At 62.7% G+C, this 21,338-nt stretch carries 18 protein-coding genes; 7 read left to right on the top strand and 11 right to left on the bottom strand.

Translation table 11 applies throughout. From position 1 onward, the window contains the following. The first annotated feature begins 135 nt into the window (after positions 1–135). From M511_RS08420 to M511_RS08405, 4 genes are all read left to right on the top strand, one after another. The gene (locus tag M511_RS08420) at positions 136–825 is read left to right on the top strand and encodes a hypothetical protein (RefSeq protein ID WP_010394839.1); all 690 of its coding nucleotides are present in this window, start codon (positions 136–138) and stop codon (positions 823–825) included. A gap of 174 nt (positions 826–999) precedes the next feature. After that, complete coding sequence (locus M511_RS08415; protein ID WP_085501927.1) at positions 1,000–3,150, top strand: malate synthase G; 2,151 nt, start codon at positions 1,000–1,002, stop codon at positions 3,148–3,150. 281 nt (positions 3,151–3,431) lie between these two features. Further along, positions 3,432–5,006, top strand: a complete 1,575-nt coding sequence (locus M511_RS08410) for a Re/Si-specific NAD(P)(+) transhydrogenase subunit alpha (protein ID WP_085501926.1) — start codon at positions 3,432–3,434, stop codon at positions 5,004–5,006. A 13-nt stretch (positions 5,007–5,019) separates the two neighbouring features. Beyond that, on the top strand, positions 5,020–6,459 hold the full coding sequence (locus tag M511_RS08405; RefSeq protein ID WP_085501925.1) for an NAD(P)(+) transhydrogenase (Re/Si-specific) subunit beta: 1,440 nt from the start codon (positions 5,020–5,022) through the stop codon (positions 6,457–6,459). 79 nt (positions 6,460–6,538) lie between these two features. Here the strand turns inward: M511_RS08405 and M511_RS08400 are convergent, their stop codons facing one another. Beyond that, positions 6,539–6,808 carry a hypothetical protein gene (locus M511_RS08400; RefSeq protein ID WP_085501924.1) on the bottom strand — a complete coding sequence of 90 codons (270 nt, stop codon included), beginning with the start codon at positions 6,806–6,808 and terminating at the stop codon, positions 6,539–6,541. 148 nt (positions 6,809–6,956) lie between these two features. After that, positions 6,957–7,466, bottom strand: coding sequence for a L,D-transpeptidase family protein (locus M511_RS08395; RefSeq protein WP_010394850.1), 510 nt, complete (start codon positions 7,464–7,466; stop codon positions 6,957–6,959). Between the two features lie 179 nt (positions 7,467–7,645). On the opposite strand from M511_RS08395, the gene M511_RS08390 reads away from it, so the two are divergent. Beyond that, positions 7,646–8,941 (top strand): DUF3422 family protein, encoded by a 1,296-nt coding sequence (locus M511_RS08390; protein ID WP_029371764.1) that lies wholly within the window; start codon positions 7,646–7,648, stop codon positions 8,939–8,941. 90 nt (positions 8,942–9,031) lie between these two features. Continuing rightward, a complete protein-coding gene (locus tag M511_RS08385) occupies positions 9,032–9,376 on the top strand; it encodes an arsenate reductase family protein (protein ID WP_240547575.1) in 345 nt (114 codons plus the stop codon). A gap of 18 nt (positions 9,377–9,394) precedes the next feature. Here the strand turns inward: M511_RS08385 and M511_RS08380 are convergent, their stop codons facing one another. The 8 genes from M511_RS08380 to M511_RS08345 form a co-directional block, all read right to left on the bottom strand. Continuing rightward, positions 9,395–10,411 carry an ABC transporter substrate-binding protein gene (locus M511_RS08380; RefSeq protein ID WP_085501922.1) on the bottom strand — a complete coding sequence of 339 codons (1,017 nt, stop codon included), beginning with the start codon at positions 10,409–10,411 and terminating at the stop codon, positions 9,395–9,397. 84 nt (positions 10,412–10,495) lie between these two features. Continuing rightward, positions 10,496–11,917: a mannose-1-phosphate guanylyltransferase/mannose-6-phosphate isomerase gene (locus tag M511_RS08375; protein ID WP_085501921.1), complete on the bottom strand. Its 1,422-nt coding sequence runs from the start codon at positions 11,915–11,917 to the stop codon at positions 10,496–10,498. 154 nt (positions 11,918–12,071) lie between these two features. Next, complete coding sequence (locus tag M511_RS08370) at positions 12,072–12,992, bottom strand: 2-hydroxyacid dehydrogenase (RefSeq protein ID WP_085501920.1); 921 nt, start codon at positions 12,990–12,992, stop codon at positions 12,072–12,074. A gap of 4 nt (positions 12,993–12,996) precedes the next feature. Continuing rightward, a complete protein-coding gene (gene rodA, locus M511_RS08365) occupies positions 12,997–14,139 on the bottom strand; it encodes a rod shape-determining protein RodA (protein ID WP_010394864.1) in 1,143 nt (380 codons plus the stop codon). Between the two features lie 3 nt (positions 14,140–14,142). Further along, complete coding sequence (mrdA, locus tag M511_RS08360; protein ID WP_085501919.1) at positions 14,143–16,086, bottom strand: penicillin-binding protein 2; 1,944 nt, start codon at positions 16,084–16,086, stop codon at positions 14,143–14,145. Between the two features lie 3 nt (positions 16,087–16,089). Continuing rightward, the gene (locus M511_RS08355) at positions 16,090–16,620 is read right to left on the bottom strand and encodes a rod shape-determining protein MreD (protein ID WP_010394868.1); all 531 of its coding nucleotides are present in this window, start codon (positions 16,618–16,620) and stop codon (positions 16,090–16,092) included. Beyond that, on the bottom strand, positions 16,613–17,560 hold the full coding sequence (mreC, locus tag M511_RS08350) for a rod shape-determining protein MreC (protein ID WP_085501918.1): 948 nt from the start codon (positions 17,558–17,560) through the stop codon (positions 16,613–16,615). Before mreC ends, M511_RS08355 begins: the two co-directional genes overlap by 8 nt. A gap of 14 nt (positions 17,561–17,574) precedes the next feature. Continuing rightward, the gene (locus M511_RS08345; protein ID WP_010394872.1) at positions 17,575–18,609 is read right to left on the bottom strand and encodes a rod shape-determining protein; all 1,035 of its coding nucleotides are present in this window, start codon (positions 18,607–18,609) and stop codon (positions 17,575–17,577) included. A gap of 261 nt (positions 18,610–18,870) precedes the next feature. On the opposite strand from M511_RS08345, the gene M511_RS08340 reads away from it, so the two are divergent. Further along, positions 18,871–19,710 carry a glycosyltransferase gene (locus M511_RS08340; protein ID WP_085501917.1) on the top strand — a complete coding sequence of 280 codons (840 nt, stop codon included), beginning with the start codon at positions 18,871–18,873 and terminating at the stop codon, positions 19,708–19,710. 34 nt (positions 19,711–19,744) lie between these two features. On the opposite strand, the gene M511_RS08335 is transcribed toward M511_RS08340, so the two are convergent. Continuing rightward, positions 19,745–21,307 carry a 2-isopropylmalate synthase gene (locus M511_RS08335; protein ID WP_010394876.1) on the bottom strand — a complete coding sequence of 521 codons (1,563 nt, stop codon included), beginning with the start codon at positions 21,305–21,307 and terminating at the stop codon, positions 19,745–19,747. Positions 21,308–21,338: the final 31 nt, after the last annotated feature.

The following is a 21,338-nucleotide window of genomic DNA, read 5'->3' as shown; positions in this document are numbered from 1 at the left end:
CAGGTGAAAAAAATTGGCAAGGCAGGGAACTTGCGCGGAACACAAGTGTTAGTCGCAGGACAGCCGGGTCGCAAGCCGGGGCCGCGCCCCCTATCGCCCAGCCAGATGAAAAACCAGAAGAGCGAGGAGCCCGCAATGGCCAATTACGATCCTAACGACCCGAAGCGGACCGAAGGCATTGACCCGCAAAGTCCGGCCGCAGCGCCCGAAACCTATGTCGAGCCGGTAGAGCGCCGGGCCTCGCCGCTGCCGCTGATCATCGGCATCCTGCTGGCGCTGGCGATCGCCTATTTTGCGCTGCAGTATTTCATGAACCGTGACCAGCCCGCCACCACCGGCGAGGATCCGGCCGTCACGACCACGGAACCGGCTGACAGCAGCACCACCGAACCGGCTGCGACTGGCACCACGACCGAACCGGCCACGACGATGGAAGAGCCGGCCGCGACCGAGCCCGCCGCCACTGAACCCGCCGCCACCGAGCCGGTCACGGATGCCGCCGCCGATGCGGCTAACGATGCGGCAGAAGCCGCCGGCAACGCTGCTGACGCTGCGGCTGATGCAGCCAATGACGCAGCCGCTGCTGCCGGCAATGCCGCTGATGCGGTCGGCTCCGCTGTGAATGAGGCGGTCGAGGATGCCACTAATGCCGCCAGCGACGCTGCGGCTGCCGCGCAGGACGCTGCTGAAAGCGCCGCCGACGCCGCAAGCGAGGCGATGCAGGACGCCGGTCAGGCCCTTGATGACGCGATCAGCGTCGAGGAACCGGCCCCGACCACGCCGCCGGCTGCTGGTACGGAAACCACCACTCCGCCCGCGAACTGATCGCAGGTTGACAGATATGCTCCGCCGTCCGGACTCCCGGGCGGCGGATTTTCAATTTTTGCGAAACACAGAGTTTTCGATTTATTAAAAGTCGCCCCGGTTGAATAAGCGGGGCGTTTCGCATACCACGGTGCACCAAACCAGCCGGACATGATAGTAGTAAGGGGAAGTGCCATGGGTCGCGTGGAAAAAGCAGGATTGCGGGTAGACGAGACGCTTGCTGCCTTCATCAACGAGCGTGCGCTGCCCGGCAGCGGGGTTGAGCCGCGCCGGTTCTGGGAAGGGCTTTCGACCCTGCTCCATGAATTTGGTCCGCGTAACCGCGCACTTTTGGAAAAGCGTGATGCGCTGCAATCGCAAATCGACAGCTGGCATGCCTCTAATCGTGGCAAACCGGTCGATGCCGGAGCCTATCGCGATTTCCTGACCGAGATCGGCTATCTGGTTCCCGAAGGAGAGGATTTCCAGATTGAGACATCCGTCACCGACCCGGAATTTGCCAATGTCGCCGGGCCGCAGCTCGTGGTGCCGATCACCAATGCGCGCTATGCGCTGAACGCTGCTAATGCCCGCTGGGGCAGCCTTTATGATGCGCTTTACGGCACCGACGCGCTTGGCGATCTGCCCCGGGGCAAAGGCTATGACGCCGAACGTGGTGGCCGTGTGATCGCCTGGGGGCGCAATTTCCTTGATGAGGCAGCGCCGCTTGCCTCGGGTTCGTGGAACGATATCGACGCGCTTTCGGTCAGGGACGGCGCGCTGGTTCCGGCACTGCGCGATAGTGCGAAATTTGCAGGCCACAACGGCGATGCGGCGCAGCCTTCGGATGTTTTCCTGAAAAACAACGGCCTGTTTATCCGTATCGTGATCGATCCCTCGACTCCGGTTGGCAGGCAGGACCGGGCTGGTATCTCGGATATCGTGATTGAATCGGCGCTGTCGGCGATTATGGATTGCGAAGATTCGGTCGCCTGCGTCGATGGTGAGGACAAGGCGCTGGCCTATTCCAACTGGCTTGGCCTCATGGACGGCACCCTGACCGAAGAGGTTGAAAAAGGCGGTAAGACCTTCATCCGCCGCCTGAACCCGGATGTCAGCTTTACGGCGCCCGACGGCTCACGCGTGACGCATAAGGGCAGGGCGCTGATGCTGGTGCGTAACGTTGGCCATCTGATGACCACGCCCGCCGTGCTCGACCGTGAAGGAAATGAGGTCTACGAGGGCCTGCTTGACGCGATGGTAACCGCGCTTTGCGCGAAACGCGATCTTGACCGCAAGGAAGGGGTCAGGAACTCGGTCACCCAGTCGATCTATGTGGTCAAACCCAAGATGCACGGCCCCGAAGAGGTCGCCTTTGCCTGCGAGATTTTTGATTTCGTCGAGGACACGCTTGGCCTGCCGCGCCATACCGTCAAGCTGGGCATCATGGACGAAGAGCGTCGCACCTCGGCCAATCTCAAGGAATGCATCCGTGCTGCCAGGCACCGCGTGGCCTTCATCAACACGGGTTTCCTTGATCGTACCGGGGATGAGATTCACACCTCGATCGAGGCGGGCGCAATGCTGGCCAAGGGTGAGATGAAATCGCAACCCTGGATCTCGGCCTATGAGGATCGCAACGTCGACATCGGTCTGGCCTGCGGCCTTTCGGGCAAAGCGCAGATCGGCAAAGGCATGTGGGCGATCCCCGACCGGATGGCCGACATGCTGGAACAAAAGATCGCCCATCCGATGGCTGGCGCGAACACCGCATGGGTGCCCAGCCCGACCGCCGCGACTCTGCACGCGACCCATTATCACAAGGTCGACGTTTTTGCCCGTCAGGCACAGATCGCTGCGGCGCGCCGTCCCGCCCGGCTGGAGGATCTGCTGACCATCCCGCTGGCCGGTGGCCGCAACTACAGCGAGGCCGAGATCACCCGCGAGCTGGAGAACAACTGTCAGGGTATCCTCGGCTATGTCGTGCGCTGGATCGATCAGGGCGTCGGCTGCTCGAAGGTTCCGGATATCAACGATGTCGGCCTGATGGAGGACCGCGCCACGCTGCGGATTTCGGCCCAGTCGCTGGCGAACTGGCTGCATCACGGGCTGGTCAGCGACAGCCAGGTCATGGACACTTTCCGCAAGATGGCCGTTGTGGTGGACCGTCAGAACGAAGGTGACCCGGCCTATGTGCCAATGGCGCCGGGCTATGACGGGGTGGCCTTTCAGGCGGCCTGCGATCTGGTCTTCCTCGGTCGGGTTCAGCCCTCGGGCTATACCGAGCCGGTTCTGCACGCCCGGCGCTTGCAGGCCAAGGCCGAACAGAAAAGCCGCGCAGCCTGATCGCGCCTGACAATCTGGCCGCCGCTCTGGCATTTCTGCATTGGTTTTGGGCCAGGCAGGGTGCCAGGGTGGCTTTTTTCATACCTTATGCGCGGGTATTTCCGGGCCCGATTGGTGGCCCCATGTAGTGAAATTGCCGTGGCCGGGCGGCGTAATAGTTGGGATTGCGACTGTGACGCGGCGTAATATTTCGGGAAAGCACCGAACGTCACGCCCTTGTGAAAGATTATTGCGCTCTGCTATGGGGGACGCTGAAAGTCGCTAACAGGGGAGATCGCCTGGTGAAGATCGGCGCTTTGAAGGAGAGTTACGAGGGGGAGGCGCGGGTTTCTGTCACGCCTTCTTCTGCGGTCCATCTGCAGAAGCTGGGCCATGAGGTCCATGTCGAATCGGGGGCTGGCGTACGCGCGGGCTTTTCCGATGCGGCCTATGAGGCGGCGGGCGTCACCGTCCAGCCCAATGCGGCGGCGCTGATCGGCGCGGTCGATGTGGTGGTCAAGGTCCGCACCCCGAGCGAGGGCGAGCTGCGGCAAATGCGGCGCAGTCAGACGCTGATCTCGCATTTCTGGCCCGCACAGAACCCGGATCTTTTGGAACTGGCGCGCGAACAGGGCGTCACAGCCATCGCCATGGATATGGTGCCGCGCATCTCGCGCGCGCAAAAGATGGATGCGCTGTCCTCGATGGCCAATATCGCCGGCTACCGCGCGGTGATCGAGGCGGCGAACAACTTTGGCCGCTTCTTCACCGGTCAGGTGACGGCAGCGGGCAAGGTTCCTCCGGCCAAGGTTCTGGTCGTCGGTGCCGGTGTCGCGGGTCTTGCCGCCATTGGCGCGGCAGTCAGCCTTGGCGCGCAGGTCTATGCGTTCGACGTCCGTCCCGAAGTGGCCGAACAGATCGAATCCATGGGCGCGGAATTCGTCTATCTGGACTTTCAGGACCAGACCCAGGACGGTGCTGTGACCGGTGGTTATGCCGCGCCTTCCTCGCCCGAGTTCCGCGAGAAACAGCTTGAGAAGTTCCGCGAACTTGCGCCCGATATGGACATCGTCATCACCACGGCGCTGATCCCGGGCCGCGACGCACCCAAGCTGTGGACCGGGGACATGGTCGCCGCGATGAAGAACGGCTCGGTCATCATCGACCTTGCTGCCGAACGTGGCGGCAACTGCGACCTGACCGTACCCGATGAGCGTGTCGTCACCGAAAACGGCGTCATCATCATCGGCTATACCGATTTCCCGTCGCGCATGGGCGCGCAGGCGTCCGAGCTTTACGGCAACAACATCCGTCACATGCTGACGGACCTGACGCCGGGCAAGGATGGTATCATCGTCCAGAACATGGAGGATGACGTGATCCGGGGCGCCACCGTCACCTTTGACGGGGACGTGACCTGGCCTCCGCCGCCCCCCAAGGTGCAGGCGATCGCAGCGGCCAAGCCGCGCGAAAAGGCCAGGGAACTGACGCCCGAAGAGAAACGCGAAAAAGAGCTGGCGGACTTCCGCGCGCAGACCCGCTCGCAGGTGACCATGCTGGTTGTCGGCGCGGTACTGATGCTGCTGGTCGGTGTTTTTGCCCCGGCAAGCTTCCTTTCGCACTTCATCGTTTTCGTGCTGTCGGTCTTTGTCGGCTTCCAGGTGATCTGGAACGTCAGCCATTCGCTGCACACGCCGTTGATGGCGATCACCAACGCCATTTCTTCGATCATCATCGTCGGTGCGCTGTTGCAGATCGGCTCGGGTGGTTGGCTGGTGGTGCTGCTTGCTGCGCTTTCGGTGCTGATGGCCGGGGTCAATATCTTTGGCGGCTTCCTGGTTACGCGCCGGATGCTTGCCATGTTCCAGAAGTCGTAAGGGAGAGGGGCGTATGGAATACGGATTCACCACCGCTGCCTATGTGGTCGCGGCTGTCCTGTTCATCTTGTCCCTGGGCGGGCTTTCGGGCCAGGAAAGCGCCAAGCGCGCGGTCTGGTACGGCATTGCCGCCATGGCGCTGGCGGTGGTCGCCACGCTGGTGGGGCCGGGCTATGGCAACTGGGGGCTGACGCTTGTCATGCTGGCCATCGGCGGTGCTGGTGGTTGGGTTGTCGCCAAGCGCGTGCAGATGACCGAGATGCCGCAGCTTGTCGCCGCCATGCACAGCCTCGTCGGTCTTGCCGCAGTGCTGATCGGCTTTAACGCCCAGTTCGAGCTGGGCCGCGTCCTGCGTGCCCGTGCTGCTGATGCGGCGGCGCAGTTTCATGGCTTTGCCGCGGTGCTGGCCCATAAGACCCCAGCCGAGATCGCCATGCTCAAGGTCGAGGTCGCGCTTGGCGTCTTTATCGGCGCGGTGACCTTTACCGGCTCGGTCGTTGCCTTTGGCAAGCTGGCGGGCAAGATCGACGGCAAGCCGAAAAAACTGCCGGGCGGTCATGCGCTGAATGCGGGTGCGGCGCTTTTGTCGCTGCTGGCGGTAATCCTTTACTGCACCGCCGGCGCACCGGTTCTGTGGCTGCTGCTGATCACGATCTTTGCGCTTTTCATCGGCTACCATCTGATCATGGGCATCGGCGGGGCGGATATGCCGGTGGTGGTTTCGATGCTGAACAGCTACTCGGGCTGGGCGGCGGCGGCGATCGGCTTTACGCTGGGCAATGACCTTTTGATCGTGGTCGGTGCTCTGGTCGGCTCGTCGGGTGCGATCCTGAGCTACATCATGTGCAAGGCGATGAACCGCAACTTTGTCAGCGTGATCCTGGGCGGCTTTGGCGGCGAAACGGGGCCGGCGATGGAGATCGAGGGCGAGCAGGTCGCCATTGATGCTGACGGTGTCGCAGCAGCTCTGAACGATGCTGATGAGATCATCATTGTTCCGGGCTACGGCATGGCAGTTGCTCAGGCCCAGCAATCGGTCAGTGAGCTGACCCGCAAGCTGCGCGCCAGGGGCAAGAACGTACGCTTTGCCATCCACCCGGTTGCGGGGCGTTTGCCGGGACATATGAACGTGCTGCTGGCCGAGGCCAAGGTCCCCTATGACATCGTGCTTGAGATGGACGAGATCAACGAGGACTTCCCCTCGACCGACGTGGTGATCGTGATCGGCTCGAACGACATCGTGAACCCTGCGGCACAAGAGGATCCCAACAGCCCCATCGCCGGTATGCCGGTTCTGGAGGTCTGGAAGGCCAAGCAGGTCTTTGTCAGCAAGCGCGGTCAGGGTACCGGCTATTCGGGCATCGAGAACCCTCTGTTCTATAAAGAGAACACCCGCATGTTCTATGGCGATGCCAAAAAATCCATCGACCAGCTTCTGCCACTCGTCGAGTGAGCGCAGAAAGAGGTCATATCCAATTGGAAAGGGCGGGTCATTGACCCGCCCTTTTCCATTTGTCCGCTACCCTATGGCGTCAATGGGCGCCCAGCATGGATTTCACCACATCGGCGGGCAGGACGGGATGCAGCGCCAGCTTGCGGATGCGGCGTCCCCTGCGCGGCAGTAACAGCACGCAGCGCGTGGCGATAGCGCGGGAGCGCGTGACGCAACACTCGGCTATCACCCCGGCGCACCAGCGCGAATGCAGATCAAAGCGCATGACGGTCTCGATTGCGCCCGGAACATAACCCTCTGTCTCGGCCGAATCGATCAGTGCATCGTGGATGAGAGGGGGCAGGTACATTGGACCGGGCACGTTGGGATCAACAATTTACGCCTCCTGTTAATCCCTTGCGCAGCCAAAGAATATATACCCTTTTGCACAGGTCTGCCATACGCGCCCTGCGCGTATGGCAGCGGCCCGCTTCGACCACCGGCGGAACGATCAGCACTTAGGGCGTGATCAGGATCGGAGTGCCGTCGCGGACCATGGCATAGATGTCCTCGATCTCGTCGTCGGTGACGGCGATGCAGCCTGCGGTCCAGTCAAGGCGCTGCTTGGAAAGGACGCGTCCTTCGGGGCCCTGACCGTGGATAAAGATGTCGCTGCCTGCGCTGCGCCCCAGCGCCGCGGCGCGGGCGGCGTCTTCTGTATTCGGATACGAGATCCCGACCGAGAGGTAATAGCGGCTGTCGGGGTTACGGCGGTCGATATAGTACAGCCCCTCGGGGGTTTTGCCGTCGCCCTCATACTGCTTATGGCCAATCGGCTCATTGCCAAGACCGATCCGGTAAGATTTGAGCACCGTGTTGCCGCTTAAAAGCTGCATCTGCCGCGCGCCCTTGTTGACCACGATTTGCGTGACCGGAGGTCCCGAATATGTCTTGAACTTGCTGGGCGCACAGGCGGCAATCCCCAGCAAGAGCACAAGCGCGACGATACGTCCTAACCAGCGAGCCATGCGTTCCTGTCCCTTGATCCCGAGTTTGTGCCATTTTGCCTTGCGCGCGGGCTTGCGGCAATGCGCGCAGCCTTCACGAAATCCTGATGGGTGCAGCCATGGCACGGCTGTTCTGCCAAAGCGGTGAAACCGCTCGCTTTCCTGTTGCGGGACGCAGAAGGCCGGCTAATCATGCGCTGATGGATGACGAAGACGAACACCCCCAGCGTTACGCCCTGGTCAATGAACTGCACGCCCGGCCCTCGCCGCGGCTTAAGGCGCCCTGCACAGCGGTCTATCTGGCGATCAAAGAGCCGCAGGATGCGGCCAACCGCGACCGGTCGCACGATGTCGCGCATCTGGCCGAGCTTTGCGCCCGCCACGGCGCGCCGCGCCCTGATACCAGTGCTGGCCATTATGCCGCGCAGCTGGGCCGGCATCAGCTGCGCTGGGAAAGCCATACCGAATTCGTGACCTATGCCGCCTTTGCGCCGGGCCTGCCACCCCGGCCCTTTGACCCTTCGGCGGGTGAGATTTTTCCACGCGACTGGCAGCACCACGCGCCGGGTAAGCGTATCGCTGCGGTGATGATTCAGGTCGACTTTCTGCCCGAGAATCCGGCCGATGTGCTGCCACGCCTTTCGGAATGGTTCGCAGCCGACAGCCTGGCCTCGGTCTGGGTGCTGGAAGAGGCGGCGGTCGTTGCTGGTGATTTCCGCATTGATCCGGCAGGGTGGATGCGCTTTGCGGTCTTTGTCAAACCGGGCACGCAATCGGGTCGCATCGGTCGTATCGTCCAGCGCCTACTTGAGCTTGAGACCTACCGTGCCATGTCGATGCTGGGCCTTGGCCGGGCGCGTGACCTGACCGAACAGCTTAACGCGCTGGACCCTCAGCTTAACGCGATCGTGCAGGGGATGAGCGATGATAGCCGCCCCGCCGAAACGGTGTTGCACGACCTGTTGTCGGTCTCGTCCCGGCTGGAAAGCGCGGCGACCCAGCATGCGTTCCGTTTCGGAGCCAACGCGGCCTACGAGGCGATCGTCATGGACCGCGTTGCCTCGCTGCGCGAGACACGCTTTTTAGGTGGTCAGATGCTGAGCGAGTTCATGGCCCGTCGCTATCTGCCCGCCATGCGGACGGCCAAGTCAGCTGAAAACCGGCTGGCGGCGATGCTGGACCGCAGCGAACGAGCCGCCGAATTGCTGCGCACCCGTGTTGATGTCTGGCGCGGGGCCCAGAACCAGGAGCTGATGCAGCGCATGGATCGCCGCGCCGATCTGCAATTGCGGCTGCAACATACGGTCGAGGGGCTGTCAGTTGTGGCCATCAGCTATTATGCTGTTGGCCTGATGGGCTATGTTCTGACCCCCGTCGCCAAGGCGCTGCATGTGGACAAGGCGCTGCTGAGCGCGGGGCTGACGCCGGTCGTGATCCTGCTTGTCTGGATTGCCATGCGGCGTATCCGCGCCCGGCTGCATGACGGCGGGCATTGACGCCCACGCCCGCGAATATCCGAACAGAAGGAGCAGATTGATGAAACATGTCCTTTTCCTGGCCGATACGCGGATCGGAGGGCGGGTCTGATGGCAGGACAACTCAGCATGTATGGGCTTGCCCATTGCTCGACCTGCCAAAAGGCACAGGCCGAGCTGGAGGCCGCCGGTTGGCAGGTTGATTTCCGCGATGTCTCGAAAGCGCCGCTGTCCGATGACGAATGGAAAAAGATGATTGCCGAGTTTGGTGAAAAACTGGTGAACCGTGCCAGCCTGACCTGGCGCGGCATGTCCGAGGCCGAGCGTGCCGGCACCCCGCTGCAGATGCTTTCTGCCAAGCCTTCACTCATGAAACGTCCTGCGATCATCGAGGGGGACAAGCGTCTGCTTGGCTGGACCGCAAATGTAAAACGCGCATTGGGTGTGGCGGTCTAGGACCGCCGCGCCCGTGGTTCACTGCTGTTGCGGGGCGGCCTCGGCTGCGCCGCTGGCGGCTGGGGTGGGGGCAGGTGGCGCAGGTTCGGGCCGGTTGGCGCGGGCACTGATCCGGGTCGTATATGCATCTTGCGGATCGTGACGCAGCACGGCCCGCGCACCACCCGCACGCAGCGCAGCAACCGTGCGACGATACTCTGCCTCGTCCAAAGCTCCGTCTGCGGACAGGCGCGCACCCATCCGGCGCAGCATTTCCGCGTGACGCCTAAGCGCGTCAGGGTCGGGATCAGGGCCAAGCAGCAGGCGGGCGCTTTCATCGGGCGCAGAGGTTGCCTCGCGCCAGCCCTTCATACTGGCACGCAGGAAGGCGGCCAGCCGTTCCTCGGCATCTTCGTTGGTAAGTGCGGATGAAAGGACGTAAAGCCCGTCCTCAAGCACTGCTGCGCCTTGCGCCTGCGGGTCAAGCTCGGCCAGCCCGTCGCCCGGCACCGGATCGTCACTAAGCGTGCTGATACAGGCGGCCTGCTTGTGGCTCAGCATCTCATTCCCAGGCCACTGAGAAAGCAGGCTTACCCCCGACAGGCTGTCATCGGGGATCAGGTTCAGCCGGTTCAGCCACGCCTGCAATGCATATTCCGTGCCGTGAAACCAGCTGCCGATGGTTTTGCCGCCCAGATCAGCTGCGCTGGTCACGCCTGTCTCGGCAAGGCAGGTCAGGCGCAGGGCCGGGCGGGCAAAGATCTGGCCGACATTAACCAGCGGCAGGCCGTTTTCGCGGGCAACCAGCGCGACAGGCATCCATTCCACCGCCAGATCGGCATAGCCCCGGGCGATACTTTCAAAGGGCGGCGCGTCATCGGCTGGCAGCAGCCGGACGGTCAGCCCCTCATCGGCGTAATACCCCCGTGCCTCGGCCAGCAGAAAGCCAGCAGAGGTGCTGGGGGACGTGCCGCGCAACTGCACCGTCAGCTCATCAGCCCCGGCCCCAAATGCGGCAAGGGCCTGTATCAGCACGGCCGGGATCAGCGATTTCATCATCCACCTCATCGCTGGCCATGGTTAGACGGCTGGCACCGGTGCCGCAAGCCGCCGGGATACACACGATACCGCGAGCCGGGATCAGTCGCGTGAATAGATATCCTCGTAGCGGACGATATCATCTTCACCCAGATAGGCGCCGGTCTGAACCTCGATCAGCACCATTGGCACCTTGCCGGGGTTTTCGAGCCGGTGCACGGCGCCAAGGGGCACGTAGATCGACTGGTTTTCAGTCAGCAGGGTAACGGTGTCATCGACCGTGACCCGTGCCGTGCCCGAAACGACGATCCAGTGTTCGGACCGGTGGAAATGCGATTGCAGCGACAGGGATGCGCCGGGGTTCACGACGATGCGCTTGACCTGAAAGCGGTCTGCCAGCGCCAGCGTCTCGAACCAGCCCCACGGGCGATGGTCGCGCTGGAACTGTTCGGCCTGACGCGCGCCCTTGTCCTTTAGCGCCGAAACGGCGCGACGCACCTCTTGCGCGCGGTCCATCCCGGCGACCAGAACCGCGTCTCGGGTGGCCACGACCATCACGTCCTTAAGGCCGATACCCACGACCTCCATCCCTTCGTCCTGCGCCCGCAAAAGAACGTTGTCACAGTCGATGGCGGTCGAATGGGCGTCGGTCACCGCGCCGCGCTCGGCGGGGTCATCGCGTTGGGTTTCGTGCCAGACGGCATCCCAGCCGCCAAGGTCGGACCAATGGCCCGAATAGCGTACCACCGAAAGGTTGTCGGCCTTTTCCAACACGGCATAGTCGACCGAAAGATCCGGCAGCCTGTCCCAGGGCTCGGGTGCCAGACGCAGAAAGCCAAGGTCAGTCTGTGCCTCGTTCAGCGCCGCCTGTACGGGTTCCAGATATTCGGGAGCATGTGCGCGGAACGCCTCGATCATGGTTTGCGCGGCAAACAGAAAGATGCCGGCGTTCCACAGATAATTGCCCTGAGCGATCATCCGCGCCGCATTCTCGGCATCGGGTTTTTCTACAAAGCGGCGCAAAAGCAGCGGGCCTTCGCCCTCACCCTCGGCCTCCATATAGCCGTAGCCGGTCTCGGGACGGGCCGGCGCGATGCCAAAGGTCACGATGCGCCCTGTGCGGGCAGCGGGCAGGCCCAGATCGACGGCGCGGCCAAAGGCCTCGGCATCGGGGACGACATGGTCCGAGGGCGCGACCAGCAGGATTGCATCAGGGTCGTTTTCGACTGCGGCCAGCGCGGCGGCAAGGATCGCGGGGGCGGTGTTCTTGCCCGCGGGTTCGATCAGGATAGCCGCCGGAGTGACTCCGATCTGATCCAGCTGTTCAGCGACGATGAAACGGAAATCGGCGTTGGTCATCACCAGAGGGGCAGCGTAGCGCGGCCCCGACAGGCGGCGCGCCGAGGCCTGAAACAGGCTTTCTTCGCCCACCAGCGGTGCGAACTGCTTGGGAAAACTTTTGCGTGAGACGGGCCAGAGCCGGGTGCCCGAGCCTCCGGCCAGCAGAACAGGGGTGATCGTCATGCAAATCGCTCCATCGGCACGAGGCCGCTTTCATCCGTTCTCGTTATCTGCCCGCTCTCTTACCTGCGCAAGCTGCGCAAAACGACAGGAGTCCGGGCATTTGTGCCAGATAGCATGGCGCATCGGGGCGGACAAACCCGCACGGGCGGGTATCTTAGTAGCCACGCGCCCGATCCACGACATGCAAAAGCGGCGCGCCCCGCATGGCGCGCCGCAGGTTTTCGGCCACCACCGGCGAGGCGGTCGCGGGACGCGTCTCGGCCGCGACATGTGGTGTGACCGTGATTCCAGGATGTGCCCAAAAGGGATGTTCGGGCGGCAAAGGTTCGGTACGAAAGACATCCAGAACCGCATGGCCGACCTGCCCCTGATCCAAGGCAGAGATCAACGCGGCCTCATCAATCAGGGTGCCGCGCCCGGCGTTGATAATCGTCGCGCCTCGGGGCAATAGCGCGAGTCGCGCGGCATTCAAAAGATCGCGGGTCCCGGTCGTGTCGGGCAACAGGCTGACAAGGATTTCCGCCCGGGCCAGCACCTTGGGCAGGGCGGGACCGGCCAGAACCTCGATCCCGGGATGCGGACGGCCAGATTGCGACCAGCCGGTCACCCGAAAGCCCAACCCCGCCAGTGCGGTTGCGACCGCGCGGCCCAGCTCTCCCATCCCCAGCACCACAACGTTGCGATCACGGGCAAGGGGCGGGGTCTGGTCATGACGCCAGACACCGTCCTGTGCGTAGTGGTCCATGCCCAGATGCGCCCGCAACGCCCAGCCGGTGCAATAATCCGCCATGCCTTCGGCCAGCCCCGGATCCACCATCCGGCACAGGGGCTGCGTCAGGGTCGAATTTGCAACGATCCGCTCGACGCCCGCCCAAAGACTTTGCACCAGCCGGGCGCGGGTAAAGGGGCGAAAATCCAGCGCCTGGCCGCCTTCGGGGTAACCGGGGGCATAGATCAGCGCATCAAAACCGGCGGGGTCGCCCTCGCGCGCAAGCTCCATCTCGGGGCATGAGGCGCGAAGATGTAGCGCCCAAAGCTGCCAATAATGTGCAGGCGCAGCAAAGAAAACCTTCATCTTCTCAGCTCCGGGGACGGTGGACATGGGCCGATTGCACGATCCCAAAGGCCATGAGCAGGATCATCAGCGAGGTGCCGCCATAGCTGACCAGCGGCAGCGGCGAGCCTTTGGCGGGCAGCATCCCCATCACCGTCGCCATGTTGATCGAGAAATACAAAAAGAACGTTCCGGCGATGCCGATGGTCAACAGGCTGGCAAAGCGGTCGCGGTTGGTCAGCGCCGAATACATGCAAAAGCCAAGGATCAGCACATATAGCATCAGCAGGCTGAAGGCACCGACAAAGCCGAACTCTTCGGCCAGTGAGGTAAAGATAAAGTCCGTGTGCTTTTCGGGCAGAAAGTTCAGCCGAGACTGAGTGCCCTGCATAAAGCCCCGCCCAGACCACCCGCCAGACCCAAGCGCGATCTGCGCCTGGGCGATGTTATAGCCCGCCCCAAGGGGGTCTGACCCGGGATCAAGAAAGGTGTCGATACGCTTGAACTGATATTCATGCAGCAACTGCCAGTCGGTGCCGCGGCTTTCCATCACGGCGGTGACACCCGCCACGACGATGGCGATGACTGCCCCGAAATACCACAGGCTGACGCCGGCCGCGAACATGACAATACCGCCGCCCGCGATCAGCATGATCGAGGTGCCAAGGTCGGGCTGCATCAACACCAGCCCGGTCGGCAGCAGGATAAGGATCACCGGGATCAGCACCCAAAGCGGGCGCGAGACCTTTTCAACTGGCAGCCAGTCGTAATAGGCGGCAAGCGTCAGCACAAAGGCAACCTTGGTCAGCTCAGAGGGCTGGATGCGGATGGGACCCAGCACCAGCCAGCGTTGTGCCCCCATACCGACATGCCCCATCAGCTCGACGAGGATCAGCAGCAGCACACAGATCACGTAAGAAACGACCGAGATCGAGCGCCAGAACCAGATCGGCACAAAGGACAGCGCGAACATCGCGACCATGCCGATGGCAAAACGCTCCATCTGTGGGCCGGCCCAGCGGTCGATATCGCCGCCCGAGACGGAATAGAGCATCAGAAAGCCGATACAGCTGACGGCGGTGATCAGAAAGACCAGCGGCCAGTTCAGATGCAGGATCTTGCGCCAGCCGGTCGGTACCTGAACAACGTGATAATTCAGATAGCCCATGGCTCAGGCCCTCGCACGGCCCTCGCCCTTGCGGGCCGAGGGGGTCAGGCTCATACGCGACCAGATCTCCTGGACCTTGGCGCGTTCGGCCTCGGGATAGGCGGTCAGGGGGGGCAGCCCCCCAGCAAGTGCGAACAGCAGAATGTCGCGGGCGATGGGGGCGGCCACAGCTGAACCGCCGCCGCCGTGTTCGACCACGACGGAAACGGCATAGCGCGGCATCTCGTAAGGGGCGAAGCAGACGAACAGGGCGTGGTCGCGTCGGTTCCACGGCAACTGGTCGTTCGAGATCACGCCCCGCGCGCGCTCGGCGGCGGTGATGTTACGTACCTGGCTGGTGCCGGTCTTGCCCGCCATCCGCCACTCCGCAGCAAGAATACGGGCGCGCCTTGCGGTACCGCGGCTGCTGTTCATCACCGCATCCATACCTGCGCGGGCCGTGCGCAGATGCAGCGGGTTGATGTCGAGTTCCGGCCAGTCCGGCACCGCCTCGGCCTGACCATCAATGGCGCGGACAAGGCGCGGCGCGACAGCCCGGCCTGTCGCAACCCGCGCCGTCATCACCGCAAGCTGCAGCGGAGAGGCCAGCACATAACCCTGACCGATCGAGGCGTTAAGCGAGTCGCCGATCTGCCATTCCTGATCATAGCGCGCCCGTTTCCATGCCCGGTCGGGGGCGATGCCCTCTGCGATGGCGGACATGGGCAGATCGTGACGGACCCCGATCCCAAGCTTGCGTGCCATCGCGGCGATACGGTCGATGCCTACGCGCTGTGCCAGTTCGTAATAGTAAACGTCGCAGGAATGTTCGAGGCTGTGAACGGCGTCGATCATACCATGGCCGCCCCGGCTCCAGCAGTGGAAACGTCGCCCGGCGACCTGAACATAGCCCGGGCAATAAAAGCGCGTACCGGGGGTGATCACCCCTGCCTCTAGTCCGGCGAGCATCGTCACCATCTTGAAGGTCGAGCCGGGCGGATAGACACCCTGCACGGTTTTGTCGGCCAGCGGGCGGTGGTCATGCTCCATCAATGCCCGGTAATCGGGGGCCGAGATGCCGCGCACGAATTTGTTCGGGTCAAAGGTCGGCGATGAACAGATCGCGACGATATCGCCGTTCGTGACATCCAGCACCACAGCGGCGGCACTTTCGCTGCCAAGCCTTTGGCTGGTAAAGTTCTGCAGTTCGGCGTCCAGGGTGGTCTGGACTGTCGCGCCCTGCTGTCCCTCTTGCCGGGACAGTTCGCGCATTTCGCGCCCGGCGCTGTTCACCTCGACCCGGCGGGCACCGGCCTTGCCGCGCAGAGCCTCTTCCATCTTGGCTTCAAGCCCGACCTTGCCAAGCTGAAACTCGGGCAGGCGCAGGACTGGATCAGGGTTTTCGATCTTTGAAAGGTCATAGTCCGAAACCGGGCCGACATAGCCCAGCACATGTGCGAAATCCCCGGCGCGCGGATAGCTGCGCGACAGGCCGGATTCGGGCGTGACCCCTGGCAGCGCAGGCGCGTTCAGCGCGATCGAGGAAAACTCGTCCCAGCTTAGCCGGTCAGCGACAAGGACCGGGGTCACGGCACTGCGTTTGCGGATTTCTTCAAGGATATCTGCCGCCTGGCGGTCCGACATCGGAATGATGCGCCGCAGCCGGGCAATAACGGCCGAGATGTCGCCCGCCTCTTCACGTGTCAGGGTGACGCGATAGTTTTGCTCATTCCCGGCGATGATGGTGCCGTTGCGGTCAAGGATCAGTCCGCGCGCCGGCGGCAACAGGCGGATCTTGATCGAGTTGCCGTCTGAGAGCATGCGATATTCATCGGCATGTTCGATCTGCATCGAGCGCAGCTTAAGCCCCAGCGCCGAGACGATCCCTGCCTGGATTACCCCAAGCATCAACACCCTGCGGGTGATCAGACGGCTGCTTTCGACGACTTCGCGTTCTGATTTGCGCATGGCTCAGCGAAGCCTCTGATCGCGTTCGGCGCGGGTGCGCGACAGACCAAACGTATAGCCAACCAGCCCCGCGATAATGGGATAAGAACCGACCGTGGCGATATACTGCAAGATCACCTGCCCCAATGGGGGCAGGGGCAAGAAAAATACCGCCAGCAGGATACGATAAGATAACATCATCAGCGCCAGAAGCATGCTCACACGCAGCCATTCAATCATGAACGGCAGCTCTCGCCAACGCTGCTCGCGCTTTCGTGCGGCCTCGGTTGCGATCACGACCAGCGCCGCATTCAGACCAAGGGGGCGCATCAGCAGGATGTCCTCGATCAGAAAAAGGGCGGCGATGGTCAGGACCGGCACCTGTTCGGGACGACGCAGTACCCAGAAAACCGTCAGGCAAAGCGCAAGATCGGGGCCGGGCCAGCCAATACTGCCCGGTGACAGCGGTAAAAGCCGCCAGAACAGAATGGCAAGAAACAGCAGGATGAACAGCACCTGACCGAATATCCGCAGGCGGCGGGCGTGCTCAGTCATCTCCGGCCCCGGTTTCGGCCGCTGCGCCGGGTTCCGTGTCAGGCGGCATATCGGCGACCGAGGGCATCCGCGGCCCGATGAAATCAGCCGGAGGCGGGGGGATCAGCAACCCTGAATCGGCGATCTGCTCGGCCGGATGGCTGCGCAAGACGCGCAGGAATTCCAGCCGGCCATAGTCGGCAGCCAGACGCACCCGCAGCCGCCCGTCATTTGCCAGCGCCACCTGACCGACCGGCAGGCCTGGCGGGAACACTCCCCCGTCGCCCGAGCTGACCACCCGGTCGCCGGGGCGCAGGTTTTCGGGGCTTTCGATGAAATCAAGCGCGGGCAGGGTGGTATTGTCCCCGACCATCAACGCATGCTGACCCGAAGGCTGGATCGTCACCGGGATACGGCTTGATGGATCGGTCAGCAGAATGACCCGGCTGGTGGTCTGACCAACGCCCGAGATGCGCCCGACCAGCCCCAGCCCGTCCATGGTTGCCCAGCCATCGACGATCCCGTCGCGCTGACCGACATTCAGCAGCACCGATTGCCGAAAGGCCGTGCCGCTGTCGGTCAGAACCACCCCCGAAACCGAGGTCAGGGCAGGGTCAATGCGCACGTTGTTTTGGGCCAGCAGCTTGGCGTTTTCCTGTTCAAGCTGGACGGCCGCCTCTTTCCAGGCGGCCATTTTTTGCAGCTCGCGGCGCAATTCCTGGTTCTGCTCGTAAAGCCGGGCATAGGACTGGAAACCCGCGACCATGCGCGACAGCTTGGTCACCGGGGCTATGACCCAGTCAAAGCTGGGGACAAAGCGGTCGATAAAGGCCGCGCGCATCCGCTCGGCGCGCGGGCTGTCGATCTGCCAGAACAGAAACAGCCCCAGCAGCACAAGCACCAGCAGCGAAACCAGGATGCGGCGGACCGGAGCCGCGTAATCTGGGCCCTTGCGCGCCATGGGCCTGATCCTGATCAGCTATCGTAATCGATGACGTGGCGCAGTTGCTTTTCGTATTCCAGCGCCTTGCCGGTTCCCAGAGCCACGCAGCTCATCGGCTGGTCTGCAAGGCTGATCATCAGCCCGGTCTGCTCGCGCAGCGCCAGATCCAGTTCGCCCAGCATGGCGCCGCCACCGGTCAGCATCACGCCCCGGTCGACGATATCGGCGGCCAGATCGGGCGGTGTCGCTTCGAGTGCGATCATCACCGCCTCGCAGATCTGCTGCACCGGCTCGGCCAGCGCCTCGGCGACCATGGCCTGGGTGATTTCCATTTCCTTTGGGATACCGTTGAGCAGGTCGCGGCCGCGCACCATGATCGTGGCACCGCGTCCGTCATCGGGCATGCGTGCGGTGCCGATCTGGGTCTTGACCCGTTCAGCGGTCGATTCACCGATCAGCAGGTTGTGATTGCGGCGCAGGTAGTTGATCAGCGCATCATCCATGCGGTCGCCGCCGATGCGGACCGAGCGGGCATAGACGACGTCGCCAAGGGACAGCACTGCAACCTCGGTTGTTCCGCCGCCGATATCCACGACCATGCTGCCAGTCGGCTCGGTGATCGGCATCCCTGCGCCGATGGCTGCCGCGATTGGCTCGGCAATCAGCCCGGCGCGCCGGGCGCCAGCAGAAAGGACCGACTGGCGGATAGCGCGCTTTTCAACCGGGGTGGCGCCATGGGGCACACAGACGATGATCTTGGGCTTGGAAAAGGTCGTGCGCCGGAAGACCTTCTTGATGAAATGCTTGATCATTTCTTCGGCGCTGTCGAAATCGGCGATGACACCTTCACGCATCGGGCGGATGGCCTCGATGCTGCCGGGCGTACGGCCGAGCATCAGCTTGGCATCCTCGCCCACTGCCAGGACCTGCTTTTTGCCGTCCTTGACGTGATAGGCGACGACCGAGGGTTCGTTCAGAATGATCCCCTTGCCCTTCACATAGACAAGGGTGTTTGCGGTCCCGAGGTCAATCGCGATATCGGTGGAAAACAAGCCGCCAAAGGCCATGTCAGCTTACCCCTTCTGCCGTCCCTGCCATGACGGCCGTTCTTGCCGTCCCATACAGACGGTCATTGCCCGATTGCCCCGCCGAGTCGCCCCGGCGAAGGTGTCGGAGATATAGGCCCTGACCCCGCGCGGGGGAACCCGAAAATTGCGTTGCATATGAGGCGTTGGGCGGCAATCCGCAATCCGCTCGGTGCGGCTTGACCCGACCGTGCAGGTTGTTAGGCTCCGCGCGGATACGACCGACAGAAAAGGGGCAGGATTTTGCGGGACGATATCGTGGGGATCTGCCGCTTTTCCTTTCTTGGCCGCTGTGACTGGGCCGAGACTGCCGGGAAAAAGGGAAAGGAACCCGGACTGCTTGAGCGCCGTTTTTCCCGACTTTACGCCCCCGAAAGGCTTGAGCGGCGCTTTATCGCTTTCGAACGGCTCTGCCTGCCGTCGATCAAGGCTCAGACTGACACGGATTTCAGCTTTTGGATTCTGACCTCTCCCGAGCTGCCGCAGTATGCGTTGGACCGGCTGCGTGATCTTTGTGCCGGGGTGCCGCAGATCCGGCTGATCATCTCGGATGAGCGGGATACGCTCAATGCCCTGCGCGAGCCGCTGATTGCGGCAGCGGATGCGGCGGGACGCCCGGTTATCCAGTTTCGGGTCGATGACGACGATGCCTTCAGCCGCCACCATGTCGCGCGTATCCGGCATCATGCCCGCAGATTTGACGATGTCCCTGCCTTCGCCCTGAGCTATCCCAAGGGACTTGCCTATGGCAGCTACGAAGGCAATCCGGTCAGTTTCTGGCGCACCCACCAGTCATTCCTGGGGGCAGGGGCTGCGGTGCGGATGCGGGGGCCGGGACGGTGCATTTATGCCTTTAACCATTTCCAGCTGCCGCGGCATTTCCTTGCGCTGACCGATGTCGACGGGCTGGGATATGTGCAGACGCGCTGGGACGAAGGTGACTCGGTTGCGACTATTGTCGCCCATTTCCCGAAATGGTTTACCCCGCTTGACCCCGAAGAGTTCCAGCAAGCACTGGCCGATGATTTTCCGTTTCTGCAAGGTGTCGATCTGAGTTTTGTGGAACGCAAAGGGGCGGCCTGAAAGCCGCCCCTCTTTTCGTATTTCCAGCAACAGGTCAGTGCGAATACATGCTGACCTGTTTTGCGTCTCCGCCCTGACCGATCATGTCGCGGCGGGCTTTCAGGCGGTTCAGCGCACCGACATAGGCCTTGACGCTGGCAAGGATCGTGTCGGTGTCCGAGGCTTGCCCGGTGGCGATGCGCCCCTCTTCCTCCATCCGCACGGTCACGGTGGCCTGAGCGTCCGTGCCCTCGGTCACGGCATGGACCTGATAGAGTTGCAGATGCGCATTATGCGGCCAGATTGATTTGACGGCCTTGAAGCAAGCATCGACCGGCCCGTCGCCCGAGGAATGAACGGTCTTTTCCTCGCCACCGACCAGCATGACCAGATCGGCCGACTGCCCGTCCGAGCCGCAGACGACGCGCAGATGCTTGACCTGCAGGTAATCGTCCTCGGTATTCGTTGCTGCGTCCTGCACCAACGCAACCAGGTCGTCGTCATAGACCTCTTTCTTGCGGTCGGCCAATGCCTTGAAGCGGACAAAGACGTCCTTCAGCTGGTTGTCACCCAACTCATAGCCCAGCTCGCGCAGCTTGGCGCGCAGGGCAGCGCGACCCGAGTGCTTGCCCATGGCGATATTGGCCTCATTCAGACCGATATCGGTGGGTTTCATGATCTCAAACGTTTCGACGTTTTTCAGCACGCCGTCCTGATGGATGCCGGATTCATGCAGGAAGGCGTTCTTGCCGACCACCGCCTTGTTCGGCTGGACGACAAAGCCCGAGGCCTGCGACACCCGCCGCGACAGCGCCATGATCTTGGTGGTGTCGATGCCGGTCGTGAAGGGCATGATGTCATGGCGCACCTTCAGCGCCATCACAACTTCTTCCAGGGCCGTGTTGCCGGCACGTTCGCCCAAACCGTTGATCGTGCATTCGATCTGACGCGCGCCTCCCTCGACCGCGGCCAGCGAGTTCGCCGTCGCCATGCCCAGGTCGTTGTGGCAGTGGGTCGAGAAGATCACCTCATCCGCGCCCGGCACCCGCTCGATCAGCATACGGATCAGCTTGGCCGATTCCTGCGGCGCGGTATAGCCAACGGTGTCGGGGATGTTGATGGTGCGGGCACCGCATCTGATCGCGATCTCGACCACCCGGCACAGATAGTCATGCTCGGTCCGGGTTGCGTCCATGGGCGACCATTGCACGTCGTCGCAAAGATTGCGGGCATGGGTCACCGTCTGCTGGATACGCTCGGCCATCTGGTCCATGTCCAGATTGGGTATGGCGCGATGCAGGGGAGAGGTACCGATAAAGGTATGAATGCGCGGCCGTCTGGCATGTTTCACCGCCTCCCAGCAGCGGTCGATGTCGGGGAACTGCGCGCGGGCCAGACCGCAGATCGCAGAGTTGCGCGAACGTTTGGCGATTTCGGATACGGCGGTGAAATCGCCCTCCGAGGCGATCGGGAAACCGGCCTCGATGATATCGACGCCCATCTCGTCCAGCATCTCGGCGATGTCCAGTTTTTCGGTATGGCTCATCGTCGCGCCGGGCGACTGTTCGCCATCGCGCAGGGTGGTGTCAAAGATCAATACGCGGTTCGGATCGGTCATTTCGGGAATCCTTCTTCATGCTCACAGGGTC

Origin of the sequence: Paracoccus sp. J56 (assembly GCF_019633685.1) — a bacterium.
In the GTDB taxonomy this organism is placed as follows: Bacteria; Pseudomonadota; Alphaproteobacteria; order Rhodobacterales; family Rhodobacteraceae; genus Paracoccus; species Paracoccus kondratievae.
Note: the sequence above shows the minus strand (reverse complement) of the source record. Positions and strands in the feature narration are given on the sequence as shown.

Coding starts and splice junctions, on each gene's coding strand:
- M511_RS08420 (WP_010394839.1), top strand. CDS start 136: ATGGCCAATTACGATCCTAACGACCCGAAGCGGACCGAAGGCATTGAC.
- M511_RS08415 (WP_085501927.1), top strand. CDS start 1,000: ATGGGTCGCGTGGAAAAAGCAGGATTGCGGGTAGACGAGACGCTTGCT.
- M511_RS08405 (WP_085501925.1), top strand. CDS start 5,020: ATGGAATACGGATTCACCACCGCTGCCTATGTGGTCGCGGCTGTCCTG.
- M511_RS08400 (WP_085501924.1), bottom strand. CDS start 6,808: ATGTACCTGCCCCCTCTCATCCACGATGCACTGATCGATTCGGCCGAG.
- M511_RS08395 (WP_010394850.1), bottom strand. CDS start 7,466: ATGGCTCGCTGGTTAGGACGTATCGTCGCGCTTGTGCTCTTGCTGGGG.
- M511_RS08390 (WP_029371764.1), top strand. CDS start 7,646: ATGGATGACGAAGACGAACACCCCCAGCGTTACGCCCTGGTCAATGAA.
- M511_RS08385 (WP_240547575.1), top strand. CDS start 9,032: ATGGCAGGACAACTCAGCATGTATGGGCTTGCCCATTGCTCGACCTGC.
- M511_RS08380 (WP_085501922.1), bottom strand. CDS start 10,411: ATGAAATCGCTGATCCCGGCCGTGCTGATACAGGCCCTTGCCGCATTT.
- M511_RS08375 (WP_085501921.1), bottom strand. CDS start 11,917: ATGACGATCACCCCTGTTCTGCTGGCCGGAGGCTCGGGCACCCGGCTC.
- M511_RS08370 (WP_085501920.1), bottom strand. CDS start 12,992: ATGAAGGTTTTCTTTGCTGCGCCTGCACATTATTGGCAGCTTTGGGCG.
- rodA (WP_010394864.1), bottom strand. CDS start 14,139: ATGGGCTATCTGAATTATCACGTTGTTCAGGTACCGACCGGCTGGCGC.
- mrdA (WP_085501919.1), bottom strand. CDS start 16,086: ATGCGCAAATCAGAACGCGAAGTCGTCGAAAGCAGCCGTCTGATCACC.
- M511_RS08355 (WP_010394868.1), bottom strand. CDS start 16,620: ATGACTGAGCACGCCCGCCGCCTGCGGATATTCGGTCAGGTGCTGTTC.
- mreC (WP_085501918.1), bottom strand. CDS start 17,560: ATGGCGCGCAAGGGCCCAGATTACGCGGCTCCGGTCCGCCGCATCCTG.
- M511_RS08345 (WP_010394872.1), bottom strand. CDS start 18,609: ATGGCCTTTGGCGGCTTGTTTTCCACCGATATCGCGATTGACCTCGGG.
- M511_RS08335 (WP_010394876.1), bottom strand. CDS start 21,307: ATGACCGATCCGAACCGCGTATTGATCTTTGACACCACCCTGCGCGAT.